The following is a 15,473-nucleotide window of genomic DNA, read 5'->3' as shown; positions in this document are numbered from 1 at the left end:
TCGGGTGCTCAGCCCACCAGTGCTCTCTGCCGCTGACGGGCGACTTCGGCCGCTTCCCGCTTGAACGCCCACTCCATGCGGGGCTCGATCACAGAGCGGAACACCCGGCGTACGGGCGGGGTGCACAACAGGGTGACTCCGGTGACCGCGAGGGCGGTCACCAGGGCGACGCCGTACGGCCGGTGCAGCCAGGCGTGGTCGTACAGGCCCGCGTAACCGGCGCCCTTGATCAGGAAGCCGTGCAGCAGATAGCCGTACAGGGTGCCCGCGCCGAGCGCCGTGAACCAGGTCGTCCGGCTCGGCACCCAGGAGTAGAAGGCGGCGGTCAGCAGCAGCGAGCAGCCGAACATCGCGAGCATCATCACGGGCCCGACCCACCAGGGCGCGCCGAACTCCTGCGCGGAGTCGTGGTGGTAGAGCCAGCTCGCGTTCATCCGCGGCACCGCCCAGTAGCCGAAGACCAGCGCGCCCACGAATACAGGCACCGCCAACTTCCGCATCTCGGGCCGCCGCACCAGCCGGAAGTGCTCGGGCTTCAGGACCAGACCGAGCACGAAGTACGGCAGGAACTGCGCCGTCCGCTGCAGATCGAAGTCGTCGGTCATGGCCGGGGTGCAGGAGGCGAGCATGGCGATGCCGAGGGCGACCGGCAGCGGGTGCCGGACCAGTTTCCAGATCGGGGTGGTCAGCCGCCAGATGAACAACGAGCAGAGGAACCAGGTGAGATACAGCGGGTCGAGCAGGGTGATCTGCTGGTGCGGGTCGTCGTTGGCGTAGCGGCTGAAGAGCGAGTACGCGATCTCGAAGACGACGTACGGCAGCGCGACACCGGTGAGAAGCCGCTTCAGCCGAGCGGGGCTCATGTCGAAACTGCGGGAGAAATAGCCGGAGATGACGATGAACGCCGGCATGTGGAAGGTGTACACGACCATGTACAGGCCCTGGAGCACTCTGCTGTCGCCCTTCAGGGGCTCCCAAGAGTGCCCGATGGCGACCAACAGGATCGCCAGGTACTTCGCGTTGTCGAAGAACGCGTCGCGCGATTTGGTCTGTTCGTTCTTTTCGTTCTGTTTGCTCTGTTCGTTCTGGCCCGGGGGCGTGTCAACGTGGAACATCTGAGGCACCCTAGCGTTGCCTGTGGGAATCGGTGAAACCATCGGACGCGCGTCCGGAATCTGTTCACGATGTCACGATTCATCCAGATCAAAAGGCGCAAAAGGACACACGGAGAAGGCCTGTTCATGTGCGCATGCCAATAATGCGAACGGACCGCGAACACATCTCTGCCGAACCTTTGCGACCAACGATGCGTCACCCGCCGCATACGTGGGCCGCGTTGGTGGCACGATGGTTCTGGCGGGGTGCGCGGGTTGCGTCCCCGGGCCGGGAGAGCGGACCGACCGAGGGTGTGATCAGTTGTGGCCATTTCACTGTCTGTGGTGCTGCTGTTGGCGATCATCCTGGTGGTGTTGATCCGAGGGGGATCGATCAAGGCCGGCCCAGCCATAGTCGCGATCCTCTTCGGCTTCTTCCTCGCCTCGACCGGGATGGCTCCGTCCATCAACCGGTTCATAAACTCACTGGCGGAGACGATCAACTCGATCAGCTTCTGAGCCGTGACCGGGGATTGGGACCCCGGGAACGACTCAGGGCCAGGTCGAGGAGTGATCCTCCGGCCTGGCCCTGAGCCATGTGGAGCGGGCGACGGGAATCGAACCCGCGTAGCTAGTTTGGAAGACTAGTGCTCTACCATTGAGCTACGCCCGCACACGACGCGCCGCAGGTCAGACGACCGCGGCACAGAAGGCATCGTAGCGGGTCGGGTGCCCTCGGCGCACACCGCATTCCCCATGCCTGCTCCGGCACGCCGGCGCTCGTGAAATGCGGCGGCCCGACGGCCTGCGGGCATGTACCCTACGTGTCGCACCAGACGGGGTGTGGCGCAGCTTGGTAGCGCGTCCGCTTTGGGAGCGGAAGGCCGTGGGTTCAAATCCCGCCACCCCGACCACCTGCCGGACCTCCGGGTCCGGTATCACACCAGTACCTCGCGGGATCGCCTTTTGGGGGGTCTCGTCGCTGCGGCTACTATGCAAGCTGCGCGCCCGTGTGTCTCTCACACTCTGAAGTCCTCCGGGCGACCAGAAACCGCCGGACCTGTCTGGGTCCGCAACCCAAGAAGTCAGCCCCCAAGGAGACCGAACCGTGAAGAGCGCCGTGGAGACCCTGAACCCGACCCGGGTTCGGCTCAGCATCGAGGTGCCCTTCGAGGAGCTCAAGGACAGCCTCGACGCGGCGTACAAGAAGATCAACCAGCAGGTCACGGTGAAGGGCTTCCGGAAGGGCAAGATCCCGGCGCGCGTCATCGACCAGCGGTTCGGCCGCGGTGCGGTCCTGGAGGAGGCGGTCAACGACGCGCTCCCGAAGTTCTACACCGAGGCGGTCAACGAGGCGGAGCTCAACCCGCTCGGCCAGCCCGAGGTCGACATCACGGAGCTGAAGGACGGCGAGACGCTGAACTTCACCGCCGAGGTCGACATCCGCCCGACCATCGAGATCCCGGACTACTCGGGCATCGAGGTCGAGGTCGACGCCGTTGAGGTCAGCGAAGCGGACATCGACGAGTCGGTCGAGCAGCTCCGCGAGCGCTTCGCGGCGACCTCCCCGGTCGAGCGCGCCGCCGTCGACGGTGACGTCGTCACCCTCGACCTGGAGGCCAAGGTCGACGGCGAGGTCCTGGAGGACGGTGTCGCCGAGGGCGTCTCCTACACCATCGGTTCCGGCGAGCTGCTCGAAGGCATCGACGAGGCCGTGACCGGCCTGGAGGCCGGTGGCGAGGCCACCTTCGCCTCCGAGCTCAAGGGCGGCTCCGCGGCCGGCCAGGAGGCCCAGGTCACCGTCAAGGTCACCCAGGTCGCCGCCCGCGAACTGCCCGCGCTGGACGACGAGTTCGCACAGCTCGCCTCCGAGTTCGACACTCTGGAGGAGCTGCGCGCGGACAGCCGCAAGCGCCTGGAGAACATGAAGCAGTACGACCAGGCCACGCAGGCCCAGGAGCGCGTCCTGGAGAAGCTGCTGGAGCTCGTCGAGGTGCCCGTCCCCGAGAAGCTTCTTGAGGACGAGATCAACACCCGCAAGCACAACCTGGAGCACCACCAGCTCGGCCAGATGGGCCTCGACCTCGACAAGTACCTGGAGATCCAGGGCAAGACGGCCGAGGAGTTCGACACCGAGACCAAGGAAGCCGCGGTCAAGGGCATCAAGACGCAGTTCGTCCTCGACGAGCTCGTCAACAAGGAGAAGCTGAACGTCAACCAGGAGGAGCTCACCGAGCACCTCATGCGCCGCGCGGCCTCCTCCAACATGTCCCCCGACCAGTTCGCCCAGGCCGTCGTAGAGGGCGGCCAGGTCCCGCTCCTGGTCGGCGAGGTCGCCCGCGGCAAGGCCCTGGCGGTCGTCGTGGAGGCCGCCACGGTCAAGGACACCAACGGCGAGATCGTCGACCTGGACGACGAGGACGACGAGACGGCCGCCGAGACGGCCGAGGCCGTCGAGGCCGCCGCCGAGGAGCCCACCGAGGCGTAAACAGCCGTACGAGGGGCCCTGGGGTTTGCATCAAGCCCCGGGGCCCTTTGTCGTACCGCCCACTGGAGCGCGCCCCAAAGAGGCGCGGGGATGTGTCGATGTGCGGTTCCGCCGCGCGGGCGCGCTCAGCCCCCACGAACCCGCGGCCCCGCCACAGACCGCACCCACCCCACCGCGGGGGATTCCGCTCGGGCCGGCGCCGCGCATGCGCTGACAGCGAACAGTTCCCTTTGCGGGATTCTCCGAAGGGACCCGCGCGTTAGGGTCCATGAATACGAGGGCAGGGGAGTCCCCATTGCCCCCGGCAGTACACGGTGAGACGGCCCGGCGCCGTCGTAAAGACGAGCAGGTGGATACGTGACGAATCTGATGCCTACAGCCGCCGGCGAGCCCTCTATCGGTGGCCTCGGCGACCAGGTCTACAACCGGCTGCTCGGTGAGCGGATCATCTTTCTCGGCCAGGCGGTCGACGACGACATCGCCAACAAGATCACCGCGCAGCTCCTCCTCCTTGCCGCCGACCCCGACAAGGACATCTACCTCTACATCAACAGCCCCGGCGGCTCGATCACGGCCGGCATGGCGATCTACGACACCATGCAGTTCATCAAGAACGACGTGGTGACCATCGCCATGGGCCTCGCCGCCTCCATGGGCCAGTTCCTTCTCAGCGCGGGTACCCCGGGCAAGCGCTTCGCGCTGCCGAACGCCGAGATCCTGATCCACCAGCCCTCCGCCGGCCTGGCCGGTTCGGCCTCCGACATCAAGATCCACGCGGAGCGGCTGCTGCACACCAAGCGGCGCATGGCCGAGCTCACGTCCCAGCACACGGGCCAGACCATCGAGCAGGTCACCCGCGACTCGGACCGCGACCGTTGGTTCGACGCGAACGAGGCCAAGGACTACGGCCTCATCGACGACGTGATTCCCACGGCCGCCGGTATGCCGGGCGGCGGCGGCACCGGGGCCTGATGCCCCAGCACAGCCCCCAGCCGACCGTCACAGCCCCTAGGAGAGAGACAGTGAACGACTTCCCCGGCAACGGCCTGTACGAGCACGCACGCGCCGAATACACGGGTCCCGCCGCCGAGTCCCGTTACGTGATCCCGCGCTTCGTGGAGCGCACCTCGCAGGGCGTGCGTGAGTACGACCCGTACGCGAAGCTCTTCGAGGAGCGCGTGATCTTCCTCGGTGTCCAGATCGACGACGCGTCGGCCAACGACGTCATGGCGCAGCTGCTGTGCCTGGAGTCGATGGACCCGGACCGCGACATCTCGATCTACATCAACAGCCCGGGCGGCTCCTTCACGGCCCTGACTGCGATCTACGACACGATGCAGTTCGTGAAGCCGGACGTCCAGACGGTCTGCATGGGCCAGGCCGCGTCCGCCGCCGCCGTCCTGCTGGCCGCCGGTACGCCGGGCAAGCGCATGGCGCTGCCGAACGCGCGCGTGCTGATCCACCAGCCGTACAGCGAGACGGGTCGGGGCCAGGTCTCCGACCTCGAAATCGCGGCGAACGAGATCCTCCGGATGCGTGCGCAGCTGGAGGACCTGCTGGCCAAGCACTCGAAGACGCCGATCGACAAGATCCGCGAGGACATCGAGCGCGACAAGATCCTCACGGCCGAGGACGCCCTGTCGTACGGCCTGATCGACCAGATCATCTCCACCCGGAAGATGAACAACGCCGACGTCCGCTGACCCGGACCTGTATCGTCCACCACTCCTCGGCACGGTCCACGTGGAAGTGAACCGTGCCAAGGGGGGCCCGAACGGGGGGCCCGGCAAGGTACCGTCGGACATAAGGCAGCACCAGGAGCCGCTGGACCCAGGCGACTCCCAGGCGAAGGGGAAGCACACCGTGGCACGCATCGGTGACGGCGGCGATCTGCTCAAGTGCTCGTTCTGCGGCAAGAGCCAGAAGCAGGTCAAGAAGCTCATCGCAGGGCCCGGTGTGTACATCTGCGACGAGTGCATCGACCTCTGCAACGAGATCATCGAGGAAGAACTCGCGGAGACGAGCGAGGTCCGCTGGGAGGAACTCCCCAAGCCCCGCGAGATCTACGAGTTCCTTGAGGGCTACGTCGTCGGCCAGGAGTCGGCGAAGAAGGCTCTCTCGGTCGCGGTGTACAACCACTACAAGCGCGTCCAGGCCGGTGAGAACGGCGGCGGCCAGAGCCGCGAGGACGCCATCGAGTTGGCGAAGTCCAACATCCTCCTGCTCGGCCCCACGGGCTCGGGCAAGACCCTCCTCGCCCAGACCCTGGCCCGCATGCTGAACGTGCCGTTCGCGATCGCCGACGCGACCGCGCTCACGGAGGCGGGCTATGTCGGCGAGGACGTCGAGAACATCCTGCTGAAGCTCATCCAGGCCGCTGACTACGACGTCAAGAAGGCCGAGACGGGCATCATCTACATCGACGAGATCGACAAGGTCGCCCGCAAGAGCGAGAACCCGTCGATCACGCGTGATGTGAGCGGCGAGGGCGTCCAGCAGGCCCTGCTGAAGATCCTGGAGGGCACGACGGCCTCGGTCCCGCCGCAGGGCGGCCGTAAACACCCCCACCAGGAGTTCATCCAGATCGACACGACGAACGTGCTGTTCATCGTGGGCGGCGCCTTCTCGGGTCTGGAGAAGCTCATCGAGTCCAGGGCCGGCGCGAAGGGCATCGGCTTCGGCGCGACGATCCGCTCGAAGCGGGAGCTGCAGGCCAAGGACCAGTTCGAGGACGTCATGCCCGAGGACCTGGTGAAGTTCGGCATGATCCCCGAGTTCATCGGCCGCCTGCCCGTCATCACCTCGGTCCACAACCTGGACCGCGAGGCCCTGCTCCAGATCCTCATCGAGCCGCGCAACGCACTCGTCAAGCAGTACGAGCGCCTCTTCGAACTCGACGGTGTGGAGCTGGACTTCGAGCGCGAGGCCCTCGAAGCCATCGCCGACCAGGCCATCCTCCGCCAGACCGGCGCCCGCGGCCTGCGCGCCATCATGGAGGAAGTCCTCCAGGGCGTCATGTACGAGGTCCCGTCCCGCAAGGACGTGGCCCGGGTCGTCATCACGGCGGACGTCGTCCTGTCGAACGTCAACCCGACCCTGATCCCGCGCGACGCGCGGGGCCGCGGCCCGGGCGAGCAGAAGACGGCGTAGCCGCTACGGCTGCTTCCTGTACGACACGAAGGGCGCCCGGTCAGTCAACTGACCGGGCGCCCTTCGTAGTTGAGGCCTCCGGGGCTAGATCTTCACCCGAACTTCCTTGCGCAGCTTGGTCGTCATGGAGACGGCGGTGTCCTTGGACACGTCGGCCGTGTTGTCGCCGGGGGAGACCATCGCGATGGTGCTGTAGTCGGCCCAGGCGCAGAACCAGTCGGTCTGCTGCTTCTTGGTGAGCTGGTTGGTCCCCTTGGCCGCCTGGCACTTCATGACCGCGCCGTTGACGTCGACCGACTCGGGCTCCCCGACCAGTTCGCTGCCGCCCGTCGAGCTGCTGCTGGAGGAGTTGCTCTCCTTGACGTCCTTCTGGATGTCCGCGAAGAACGCGTCCAGGGCCTTCTCCGGATCGGCGATCTTGCCGTAGGCGCCGACGAGTTGGACGCCCTTGGCCGTGAGCAGCTCCGACGCGCTGGGCGCGGTGGAGGGGTCGCTCGGGTTGTAGCCGCTCAGGTCGGCCGTCGTGTAGGCGCCGAAGACGGCGGTGCCGTTCTTGACGCCGCTCTTCTCCAGGTCCTTCACGGTCGACGAGCCGCTGTCGCTGGTGTCGCCGTCCTTGGTCGCCCGGTTGTAGTCACTGAGCACCTTCGCCGGCGTCGTCAGCTTGTGCGGACCGTCGTCCGCGAGACCGGACGACCCGGTGTAGCCGAGCACGAAGTACACGCCCACACCGATGGCGGCCACGACCGCCACCGCGCCGATGATGAGCCCGGTCTTCTTCTTCCCGCCGGGCGCCGGCGGCTGCGGAACGCCGTACGGCGGCTGCCCGTAAGGAGGTTGGCCGTACGGCGCCTGCTGCCCGTACTGCGGCTGCGGCTGGCCGTAGGGGCCCTGTGGCGGGACGCCCTGCGGGGGCTGGGGCTGCGCCGGGTAGCCGTAGCCGGGCTGGGCGGGGGGAGCCTGCTGGGGGTAGCCGTAGCCGGGCTGGGGGGCGCCCTGCGGCGCCTGCTGGGGAGGCTGGCCGTAAGGACCCGGCTGACCGTACGGACCGGGCTGCTGAGGCTGCCCGCCGTACGGGCCCGGCTGGTTGTAGCTCATTTCTGGGTTCCCCTCCAGATGCTTATGTGATCCCGACATCCTGGCCCAGTCACAGGAAGCGCAGAGCATCGGGGGGCGCACCGTTACAGAACAAACGCGTTTCGGGACACCCCCGCGACACCCCTAAACTGGGCCCGTGACCGAGAACGCTCAGCAGCAGCCATCAGCGCCCGACTCCGAACTGCCGACCCAGTACGCGCCGGCCGATGTAGAGGGGCCGCTGTACGAGCGCTGGGTGGAGCGGGGCTACTTCGAAGCGGACGCGAAGAGCGAGAAGCCGCCGTACACGATCGTCATCCCGCCGCCGAACGTCACGGGCAGCCTGCACCTCGGGCACGCCTTCGAGCACACGCTCATCGACGCCCTCACGCGCCGCAAGCGCATGCAGGGCTACGAGACGCTGTGGCAGCCCGGCATGGACCACGCCGGCATCGCCACGCAGAACGTCGTCGAGCGCGAGCTGGGCAAGGAGGGCAAGTCCCGCCACGACCTGGGCCGCGAGGCCTTCGTCGAGCGCGTCTGGCAGTGGAAGGGCGAGTCCGGCGGCCAGATCTCCGGCCAGATGCGCCGCCTCGGCGACGGCGTCGCCTGGTCCCGCGAGCGCTTCACCATGGACGAGGGTCTCTCCCAGTCCGTCCAGACCATCTTCAAGCGGCTCTACGACGACGAGTTGATCTACCGCGCCGAGCGCATCATCAACTGGTGCCCGCGCTGTCTCACCGCGATCTCCGACATCGAGGTCGAGTACCAGGACGACGACGGCGAGCTCGTCTCCATGAAGTACGGCGACGGGGACGAGACCATCGTCGTCGCCACGACGCGCGCCGAGACCATGCTCGGTGACACGGCTGTCGCCGTTCACCCGTCGGACGAGCGCTACAAGCACCTTGTCGGCAAGCTCATCAGGCTGCCGCTGACCGACCGTTCCATCCCGGTCGTCGCGGACGAGCACGTCGACCCCGAGTTCGGCACGGGTGCCGTCAAGGTCACCCCGGCCCACGACCCGAACGACTTCGAGATCGGCCAGCGGCACGACCTGCCGGCCATCACGGTCATGGACGAGCACGCCGTCATCACCGTCCCCGGCCCCTTCCAGGGCCAGGACCGCCTCGAAGCCCGCTCCGCGATCGTCGCCGCCCTGCGCGCCGAGGGCCGGATCGTCGCCGAGAAGCGGCCGTACGTCCACTCGGTCGGCCACTGCTCGCGCTGCAAGACGACCATCGAGCCGCGGCTGTCCATGCAGTGGTGGGTCAAGGTCGCCCCGCTCGCGAAGGCGGCCGGCGACGCGGTCCGCGACGGCCGGGTCAAGATCCACCCGCAGGAGATGGAGAAGCGCTACTTCGACTGGGTCGACAACCTCCACGACTGGTGCATCTCACGGCAGTTGTGGTGGGGCCACCGCATCCCGGTCTGGTACGGCCCGAACGGCGAGGTCGTCTGCGTCGGCCCCGACGACGAGGCCCCCACGGGTGAGGGCTGGCACCAGGACACCGACGTCCTCGACACCTGGTTCTCCTCCGGCCTGTGGCCCTTCTCGACCCTCGGCTGGCCCGAACAGACCGAGTCGCTCGCGAAGTTCTACCCGAACTCCGTCCTGGTCACCGGCTACGACATCCTCTTCTTCTGGGTCGCCCGGATGATGATGTTCGGCCTCTACGCGATGGACGGCACCCCGCCGTTCCACACCATCGCCCTGCACGGCATGGTCCGCGACCAGTTCGGCAAGAAGATGTCCAAGTCCTTCGGGAACGCGGTCAATCCGCTCGACTGGATGGACAAGTACGGCTCCGACGCGCTCCGTTTCACCCTCGCGCGCGGCGCCAACCCGGGCGTCGACGTCCCGATCGGCGAGGACTGGGTCCAGGGCTCCCGCAACTTCGCCAACAAGCTCTGGAACGCGACCCGTTTCGCCCTCATGAACGGCGCGACGATCGAGGGCGACCTGCCCGACGCGTCGGAGATGTCGGCGACCGACCGCTGGATCCTGTCCCGCCTCAACTCCACGGTCGCCGAAGTCGACGCGCTCTACGAGGACTACCAGTTCGCGAAGCTCTCCGACGCGCTGTTCCACTTCGCGTGGGACGAAGTCTTCGACTGGTACGTCGAGTTGTCCAAGACGACGTTCATGGCGGGCGGCGAACCGGCCGAGGTCTCCAAGCGCGTCCTGGGCGAAGTCCTCGACGTCACCCTGAAGTTGCTGCACCCGATCGTCCCCTTCGTCACGGAGACGCTCTGGACGACCCTCACGGGCGGCGAGTCGGTCGTCATCGCGGACTGGCCGAAGGACTCGGGCTTCCGTGACACACCGGCCGAGAAGGAGATCGAGACCCTCCAGCAGGTCATCACCGAGGTCCGCCGTTTCCGCGCCGACCAGGGCCTCCAGCCCGGCCAGCGCGTCCCGGCCCGCCTCACGCTGGACGGCACGGCCCTGGCGCCCCACGAGGCCGCCATCCGCCAGCTCCTCCGCCTCCAGCCGGAGGGCGACGCCTTCGCGGCGACGGCCACCCTCCCGGTCGGCGGCGCCACGGTCGCCCTCGACCTCTCCGGCACGATCGACATCGCGGCGGAACGGAAGCGCCTCGCGAAGGACCTCGCCGCCGCCGAGAAGGAGAAGGCCCAGGCAACGGCCAAGCTCGGCAACGAGGCGTTCCTGGCCAAGGCCCCGGACAACGTGGTCGACAAGATCCGCGGCCGCCTCTCCAAGGCCGACGAGGACATCGCCCGCATCAAGGCCCAGCTGGACGGCTTGCCTCAGCAGTAGCCAACCCAGGGGCGCGGGGAACTGCGCGACCAGCCACACTCCTCCCCGCGCCCGCCAGTCAGGACCAGCCACCGCCTTCCTCGGGCGCACCCCTAAACTGGCCCTGTGACCGACAGCGACCCCTTCGACGAGATCATCGACGCCGAGACCGACCGCGACCCCGACCTCGCGGTCATCGAGGCCGGCAGCCGCACCCTCCGCACCCAGGGCACCGGCGCCCCCCAGGCAGACGTCCCCGGCCGCCCGGAAGACCCCGCCCTGGACAAGGCCCTGCGCGACGTGGAGGCCGAGCTCGCGACCCGCTGGGGCGAGACCAAGCTGGAGCCGTCGGTCAGCCGTATCGCCGCGCTGATGGACGTCCTGGGCGACCCCCAGCGCTCGTACCCCTCGATCCACATCACCGGCACGAACGGAAAGACGTCCACGGCCCGCATGATCGAGGCGCTGCTCGGCGCCTTCGAACTGCGCACCGGCCGCTACACCTCCCCGCACGTCCAGTCGATCACCGAGCGCATCAGCCTCGACGGCGCCCCGATCTCCGCCGAGCGCTTCATCGAGACGTACGAGGACATCAAGCCGTACGTCGAGATGGTGGACGCGCAGCAGGAGTTCCGCCTGTCGTTCTTCGAGGTGCTGACGGGCATGGCGTACGCCGCGTTCGCGGACGCGCCGGTCGACGTGGCCGTCGTAGAGGTCGGGATGGGCGGGACCTGGGACGCCACCAACGTCATCGACGCCGCCGTCGCCGTAGTGACCCCCATCGATCTCGACCACACCGACCGCCTCGGCGAGACGACAGGCGAGATCGCCACGGAGAAGGCCGGCATCGTCAAGCAGGACGCGACCGTGATCCTGGCGCAGCAGCCGGTGGACGCGGCGCAGGTGCTGCTGAAGAAGGCCGTCGAGGTGGACGCGACCGTGGCCCGGGAGGGGCTGGAGTTCGGGGTCGTGTCCCGGCATGTCGCGGTCGGCGGACAGCTCGTCAATCTGCGCGGCCTCGGTGGCGAGTACGAGGAGATCTACCTCCCGCTGCACGGCCCGTACCAGGCGCACAACGCCGCCGTGGCGCTCGCCGCCGTGGAAGCGTTCTTCGGGGTCGGGGCGCAGCGGCCCGATCCGCTTGCCATCGACACGGTGCGGAAGGCGTTCGCGTCCGTCACCTCGCCGGGGCGGTTGGAGGTTGTGCGGCGGTCGCCGACCGTTGTGCTCGACGCGGCGCACAACCCCGCGGGCGCCCGTGCGACCGCCGAAGCCGTGGCCGAGGCCTTCGACTTCAGCAAGCTGATCGGGGTCGTGGGCGCCAGCGGCGACAAGAACGTGCGCGGGCTGCTCGAAGCCTTCGAGCCGATGTTCGCCGAGGTCGTCGTCACGCAGAACTCCAGTCACCGCGCGATGGACGTGGACGAGCTGGCCGGGATCGCCGTCGAGGTGTTCGGCGACGAGCGCGTGCAGGTCGAACCGCGGCTGCCCGACGCCCTGGAGGCCGCGATCACGCTGGCCGAGGAGGACGGCGAGTTCGCGGGCGGCGGTGTGCTCGTCACCGGTTCCGTCATCACCGTGGGTGAGGCCCGACTGCTCCTGGGGAGGGGCTGACTTTCCGTGCGTACGCTCTGTTCTTCCACGCTGATCGGCGAGTTCTTCGTGATCGGCTTCGCCGGGCTCGTGGCCATGAAGGACCCGGACCTGACCACCTCCACCGTGTGGACGGTCAGCGGGATCGCGATGTTCCTGTCCGTCGCGCTGTGCGGTGTGGTGACCCGGCCGGGCGGCATCGCGCTCGGCTGGGCGCTGCAGATCGCGCTGATCGCGTCGGGCTTCGTGGTGCCGTCGATGTTCTTCCTCGGGGCGATCTTCGCGGCCCTGTGGTGGGCCTCGGTCCACTACGGCCGGAAGATCGACGAGGCGAAGGCGAGGTTCGCGGCGCAGGCCGCGCAGGCCGGCTCCACTACACCTGACGTTGCGTAATGGGCGCATGGACACGCCCTGTAGCCTCGGCCTTGTCGTGAGACGACCGTGAGTCGACCCGCATCATCATGATCGAAGGAGCCCCGTCGTGACCCAGCGCACCCTCGTCCTGCTCAAGCCCGACGCCGTACGTCGTGGCCTGACCGGCGAGATCATCAGCCGGATCGAGCGCAAAGCCGGCTGGCAGATCACCGCGCTGGAGCTGCGCACCCTGGACCAGGACACCCTGGAGCAGCACTACGGCGAGCACAAGGGCAAGCCGTTCTACGAGCCGCTGGTTGAGTTCATGGCCTCCGGTCCCGTCGTCGCCCTGATCGTCGAGGGCGAGCGGGTCATCGAGGGCGTACGCCAGCTGGCCGGTCCGACCGACCCGATCGCCGCCGCGCCGGGATCGATCCGCGGCGACTTCGGAGTCATCGTGCGGGAGAACCTGATCCACGCCTCGGACTCCGAGGAGTCCGCCGAACGCGAGGTGAAGATCTTCTTCCCCGGGCGCGGCTGAATCTCCATCAGTAACCCACATGCCTGACCAGGGACGGCCGCGATTTTCCGGCCGTCTCTTGGCATATGCGTGCCGATCGGGGGAACGAGTGCCCCCGTTGGGCCGTCTCCACAAGCGAGGCGGTGCCTCACATGCTGACAATGGCGAAGACCCTCGCGCAGGGTTCGTGATGGCGCGTCTACGATGGAAGCCTTCACGTCACTGCACCCACTTCGCCGACCTGAAAAGCCCTCAAAAGCTCCCAGGAAGGCCAGACGAATCCTGATGGGGAACTCAATGTCGTTCATCGGCCGTGACATGGCTGTCGACCTCGGGACCGCCAACACGCTGGTGTACGTCAGGGGTCGCGGGATCGTACTCAACGAGCCGTCCGTCGTCGCCATCAACACCAACACCGGTGGCATTCTCGCGGTCGGCTCCGAAGCCAAGAAGATGATCGGGCGCACGCCCGGCAACATCGTTGCCGTGCGTCCGCTGAAGGACGGTGTCATCGCCGACTTCGAGATCACCGAGCGCATGCTCCGCTACTTCATCCTGAAGATCCACAAGCGGCGCTATCTGGCCCGCCCCCGTGTCGTCGTCTGTGTGCCCTCGGGCATCACGGGCGTCGAGCGCCGTGCCGTCATCGAGGCGTCGTCCCAGGCCGGCGCCCGCCAGGTGCACATCATCGAGGAGCCCATGGCCGCGGCCATCGGTTCCGGCCTGCCGGTCCACGAGGCCACGGGCAACATGGTGGTGGACATCGGCGGCGGCACCACGGAGGTCGCGGTCATCTCGCTCGGTGGCATCGTCACCGCCCAGTCCATCCGCGTCGCGGGCGACGAGTTGGACAACGCGATCATCCAGCACATCAAGAAGGAGTACTCGCTCCTTCTGGGTGAGCGGACGGCTGAGCAGATCAAGATCACGATCGGTTCCGCGTACGACCTCGACGACGACCAGCACACCGAAATCCGCGGCCGGGACCTGGTCTCCGGCCTGCCCAAGACCGTTGTCATCTCCGCCGGCGAAGTCCGCAAGGCGATCGAAGAGCCCGTCAACGCGATCGTCGACGCGGTGAAGACGACCCTCGACAAGTGCCCGCCGGAGCTGTCCGGCGACATCATGGACCGAGGAATCGTTCTGACCGGCGGCGGAGCCCTGCTGAAGGGGCTCGACGAGCGGCTGCGCCGGGAGACCGGCATGCCGATCCACATCGCCGAGGACCCGCTGGACAGCGTGGCGCTCGGCTCCGGCAAGTGCGTCGAGGAGTTCGAGGCGCTCCAGCAGGTTCTGGACGCCCAGCCGCGCAGATGACGTAACGCTTCGATTCCGCCGTACGGGATGATCTCCTCTCGTGCGGCGGATCGTTGATACGGAGGCATAGGCTCCGTCATAGGCCTCCATTCACATCTGACGGGGCCTCCGTACACACACCTGCATACCTGAACCTCTGCACATTTCTATGAGGAAGGCACGGCCGCCGCACGTGAGGGACACACGAGAGAGCCGGCTGCTCCTGGTGCTGCTGATCGCCGTAGCGTTCGCGTTGATCACGGTGGACATCCGGGGAGGGCAGGACTCGCCCGTCGACGGAGCCCGCGGGGCCGCGGCCGCCGTGTTCGGCCCGATCGAGAACGGCGTGTCGTCCGCCGTCGACCCGGTCGGTGACGCGGTCTCCGCGGTCCGCGACTCCGGTGAGCGGCACGACCGGCTCGCCGTCCTGGAGAAGGAGAACGCGGCCCTCAAGGCGAAGCTCGGCAGCGACGACCGCAACCGCAGCCGCCTGACCCAGCTCGACAAGATGCTGAAGGTGGCCGGCGAGGGCCAGTACGGCATCAAGGGCGCCCAGGTCATCGCGATAGGAGCCGCGCAGAGCTTCTCCTGGACGATCACCATCGACGTCGGCGCCAACGACGGCATCAAGCGCGACATGACCGTCCTGAACGGGAATGGGCTGGTCGGCCGCGTCACGACTGTCGGGCCCGACGCCTCCACCGTCCTCCTCGCCAACGACCCCGACTTCACCGTCGGCACCCGCATGGAGGGCAACGACGAACTCGGCTTCGCCTCCGGCGAGGGCGACGGTCCGCTGCGCGTCGAACTCCTCAACGGCAAGGCCGAGGTGCAGAAGGGGGACCGTCTGGTCACCTTCGGCTCGCAGGCCGACAAGCCGTTCGTGCCCGGTGTCCCGGTCGGTGTCGTCTCCCGCGTCGACCCCTCCGGCGGCGGCCTGACCCGCACGCTGTACGTCACGCCGTACGTCAACTTCACCAAGCTCGACATCGTCGGCGTGGTCGTGGAGGCCCCGAAGAAGGACCCGCGTGACACGGTCCTGCCGGCGAAGCCCAAGCCGACCCCGATCCCGACGGTGACCGTCACGGTCACCCCGTCCGCGAACGCGCCGGTCGACGGCCAGCAACAGCAGTAGGAGCC

At 67.7% G+C, this 15,473-nt stretch carries 13 protein-coding genes and 2 tRNA genes; 12 read left to right on the top strand and 3 right to left on the bottom strand.

Annotated elements, in window-relative coordinates; all coding sequences use genetic code 11:
- Nucleotides 1–8 precede the first annotated feature (8 nt).
- Nucleotides 9–1,115 (bottom strand): acyltransferase family protein, encoded by a 1,107-nt coding sequence (locus OG496_RS21620; protein ID WP_405972043.1) that lies wholly within the window; start codon nt 1,113–1,115, stop codon nt 9–11.
- Between the two features lie 303 nt (nt 1,116–1,418).
- Here OG496_RS21620 and OG496_RS21615 point away from each other — a divergent pair, with 303 nt between their 5' ends.
- Nucleotides 1,419–1,613 carry a hypothetical protein gene (locus OG496_RS21615; protein ID WP_026151384.1) on the top strand — a complete coding sequence of 65 codons (195 nt, stop codon included), beginning with the start codon at nt 1,419–1,421 and terminating at the stop codon, nt 1,611–1,613.
- An 80-nt stretch (nt 1,614–1,693) separates the two neighbouring features.
- Here the strand turns inward: OG496_RS21615 and OG496_RS21610 are convergent.
- A tRNA-Gly gene (locus OG496_RS21610) sits at nt 1,694–1,767 on the bottom strand.
- A 164-nt stretch (nt 1,768–1,931) separates the two neighbouring features.
- Here OG496_RS21610 and OG496_RS21605 point away from each other — a divergent pair.
- The 5 genes from OG496_RS21605 to clpX all read left to right on the top strand — a co-directional run bounded on the left by OG496_RS21605 (nt 1,932) and on the right by clpX (nt 6,732).
- Nucleotides 1,932–2,008 (top strand) — tRNA-Pro (locus OG496_RS21605).
- A 194-nt stretch (nt 2,009–2,202) separates the two neighbouring features.
- Nucleotides 2,203–3,582, top strand: a complete 1,380-nt coding sequence (tig, locus tag OG496_RS21600) for a trigger factor (protein WP_405972042.1) — start codon at nt 2,203–2,205, stop codon at nt 3,580–3,582.
- A gap of 369 nt (nt 3,583–3,951) precedes the next feature.
- A complete protein-coding gene (locus OG496_RS21595; protein ID WP_365300841.1) occupies nt 3,952–4,554 on the top strand; it encodes an ATP-dependent Clp protease proteolytic subunit in 603 nt (200 codons plus the stop codon).
- A gap of 50 nt (nt 4,555–4,604) precedes the next feature.
- Nucleotides 4,605–5,285: an ATP-dependent Clp protease proteolytic subunit gene (locus OG496_RS21590; protein WP_365300432.1), complete on the top strand. Its 681-nt coding sequence runs from the start codon at nt 4,605–4,607 to the stop codon at nt 5,283–5,285.
- A 160-nt stretch (nt 5,286–5,445) separates the two neighbouring features.
- Complete coding sequence (gene clpX, locus OG496_RS21585; protein ID WP_033285988.1) at nt 5,446–6,732, top strand: ATP-dependent Clp protease ATP-binding subunit ClpX; 1,287 nt, start codon at nt 5,446–5,448, stop codon at nt 6,730–6,732.
- A gap of 84 nt (nt 6,733–6,816) precedes the next feature.
- Here the strand turns inward: clpX and OG496_RS21580 are convergent, their stop codons facing one another.
- Nucleotides 6,817–7,830, bottom strand: a complete 1,014-nt coding sequence (locus OG496_RS21580) for a hypothetical protein (RefSeq protein WP_405972041.1) — start codon at nt 7,828–7,830, stop codon at nt 6,817–6,819.
- 136 nt (nt 7,831–7,966) lie between these two features.
- Here OG496_RS21580 and OG496_RS21575 point away from each other — a divergent pair, with 136 nt between their 5' ends.
- From OG496_RS21575 to mreC, 6 genes are all read left to right on the top strand, one after another.
- Nucleotides 7,967–10,591 (top strand): valine--tRNA ligase, encoded by a 2,625-nt coding sequence (locus tag OG496_RS21575; RefSeq protein ID WP_405972040.1) that lies wholly within the window; start codon nt 7,967–7,969, stop codon nt 10,589–10,591.
- A gap of 105 nt (nt 10,592–10,696) precedes the next feature.
- Nucleotides 10,697–12,184: a bifunctional folylpolyglutamate synthase/dihydrofolate synthase gene (locus OG496_RS21570; protein ID WP_405972039.1), complete on the top strand. Its 1,488-nt coding sequence runs from the start codon at nt 10,697–10,699 to the stop codon at nt 12,182–12,184.
- Between the two features lie 6 nt (nt 12,185–12,190).
- Entirely contained in the window at nt 12,191–12,556 is a 366-nt protein-coding gene (locus tag OG496_RS21565) for a DUF4233 domain-containing protein (RefSeq protein ID WP_405972038.1), read from the top strand.
- A gap of 88 nt (nt 12,557–12,644) precedes the next feature.
- Entirely contained in the window at nt 12,645–13,058 is a 414-nt protein-coding gene (gene ndk, locus OG496_RS21560) for a nucleoside-diphosphate kinase (RefSeq protein ID WP_393755551.1), read from the top strand.
- Nucleotides 13,059–13,334: 276 nt separating this feature from the next.
- Complete coding sequence (locus tag OG496_RS21555; protein ID WP_019065566.1) at nt 13,335–14,354, top strand: rod shape-determining protein; 1,020 nt, start codon at nt 13,335–13,337, stop codon at nt 14,352–14,354.
- 172 nt (nt 14,355–14,526) lie between these two features.
- Complete coding sequence (gene mreC, locus OG496_RS21550; protein WP_405972037.1) at nt 14,527–15,468, top strand: rod shape-determining protein MreC; 942 nt, start codon at nt 14,527–14,529, stop codon at nt 15,466–15,468.
- Nucleotides 15,469–15,473 lie beyond the last annotated feature (5 nt).

It is taken from the genome of Streptomyces sp. NBC_00988 (assembly GCF_045162645.1).
In the GTDB taxonomy this organism is placed as follows: Bacteria; Actinomycetota; Actinomycetes; order Streptomycetales; family Streptomycetaceae; genus Streptomyces.
This window is presented reverse-complemented; position numbering and strand designations above follow the sequence as displayed.

Bases quoted from the DNA above. Each gene is read 5' to 3' on its own strand.
- OG496_RS21620 (WP_405972043.1), bottom strand. From the start codon at position 1,115: ATGTTCCACGTTGACACGCCCCCGGGCCAGAACGAACAGAGCAAACAG.
- OG496_RS21595 (WP_365300841.1), top strand. From the start codon at position 3,952: ATGCCTACAGCCGCCGGCGAGCCCTCTATCGGTGGCCTCGGCGACCAG.
- OG496_RS21580 (WP_405972041.1), bottom strand. From the start codon at position 7,830: ATGAGCTACAACCAGCCGGGCCCGTACGGCGGGCAGCCTCAGCAGCCC.
- OG496_RS21555 (WP_019065566.1), top strand. From the start codon at position 13,335: ATGTCGTTCATCGGCCGTGACATGGCTGTCGACCTCGGGACCGCCAAC.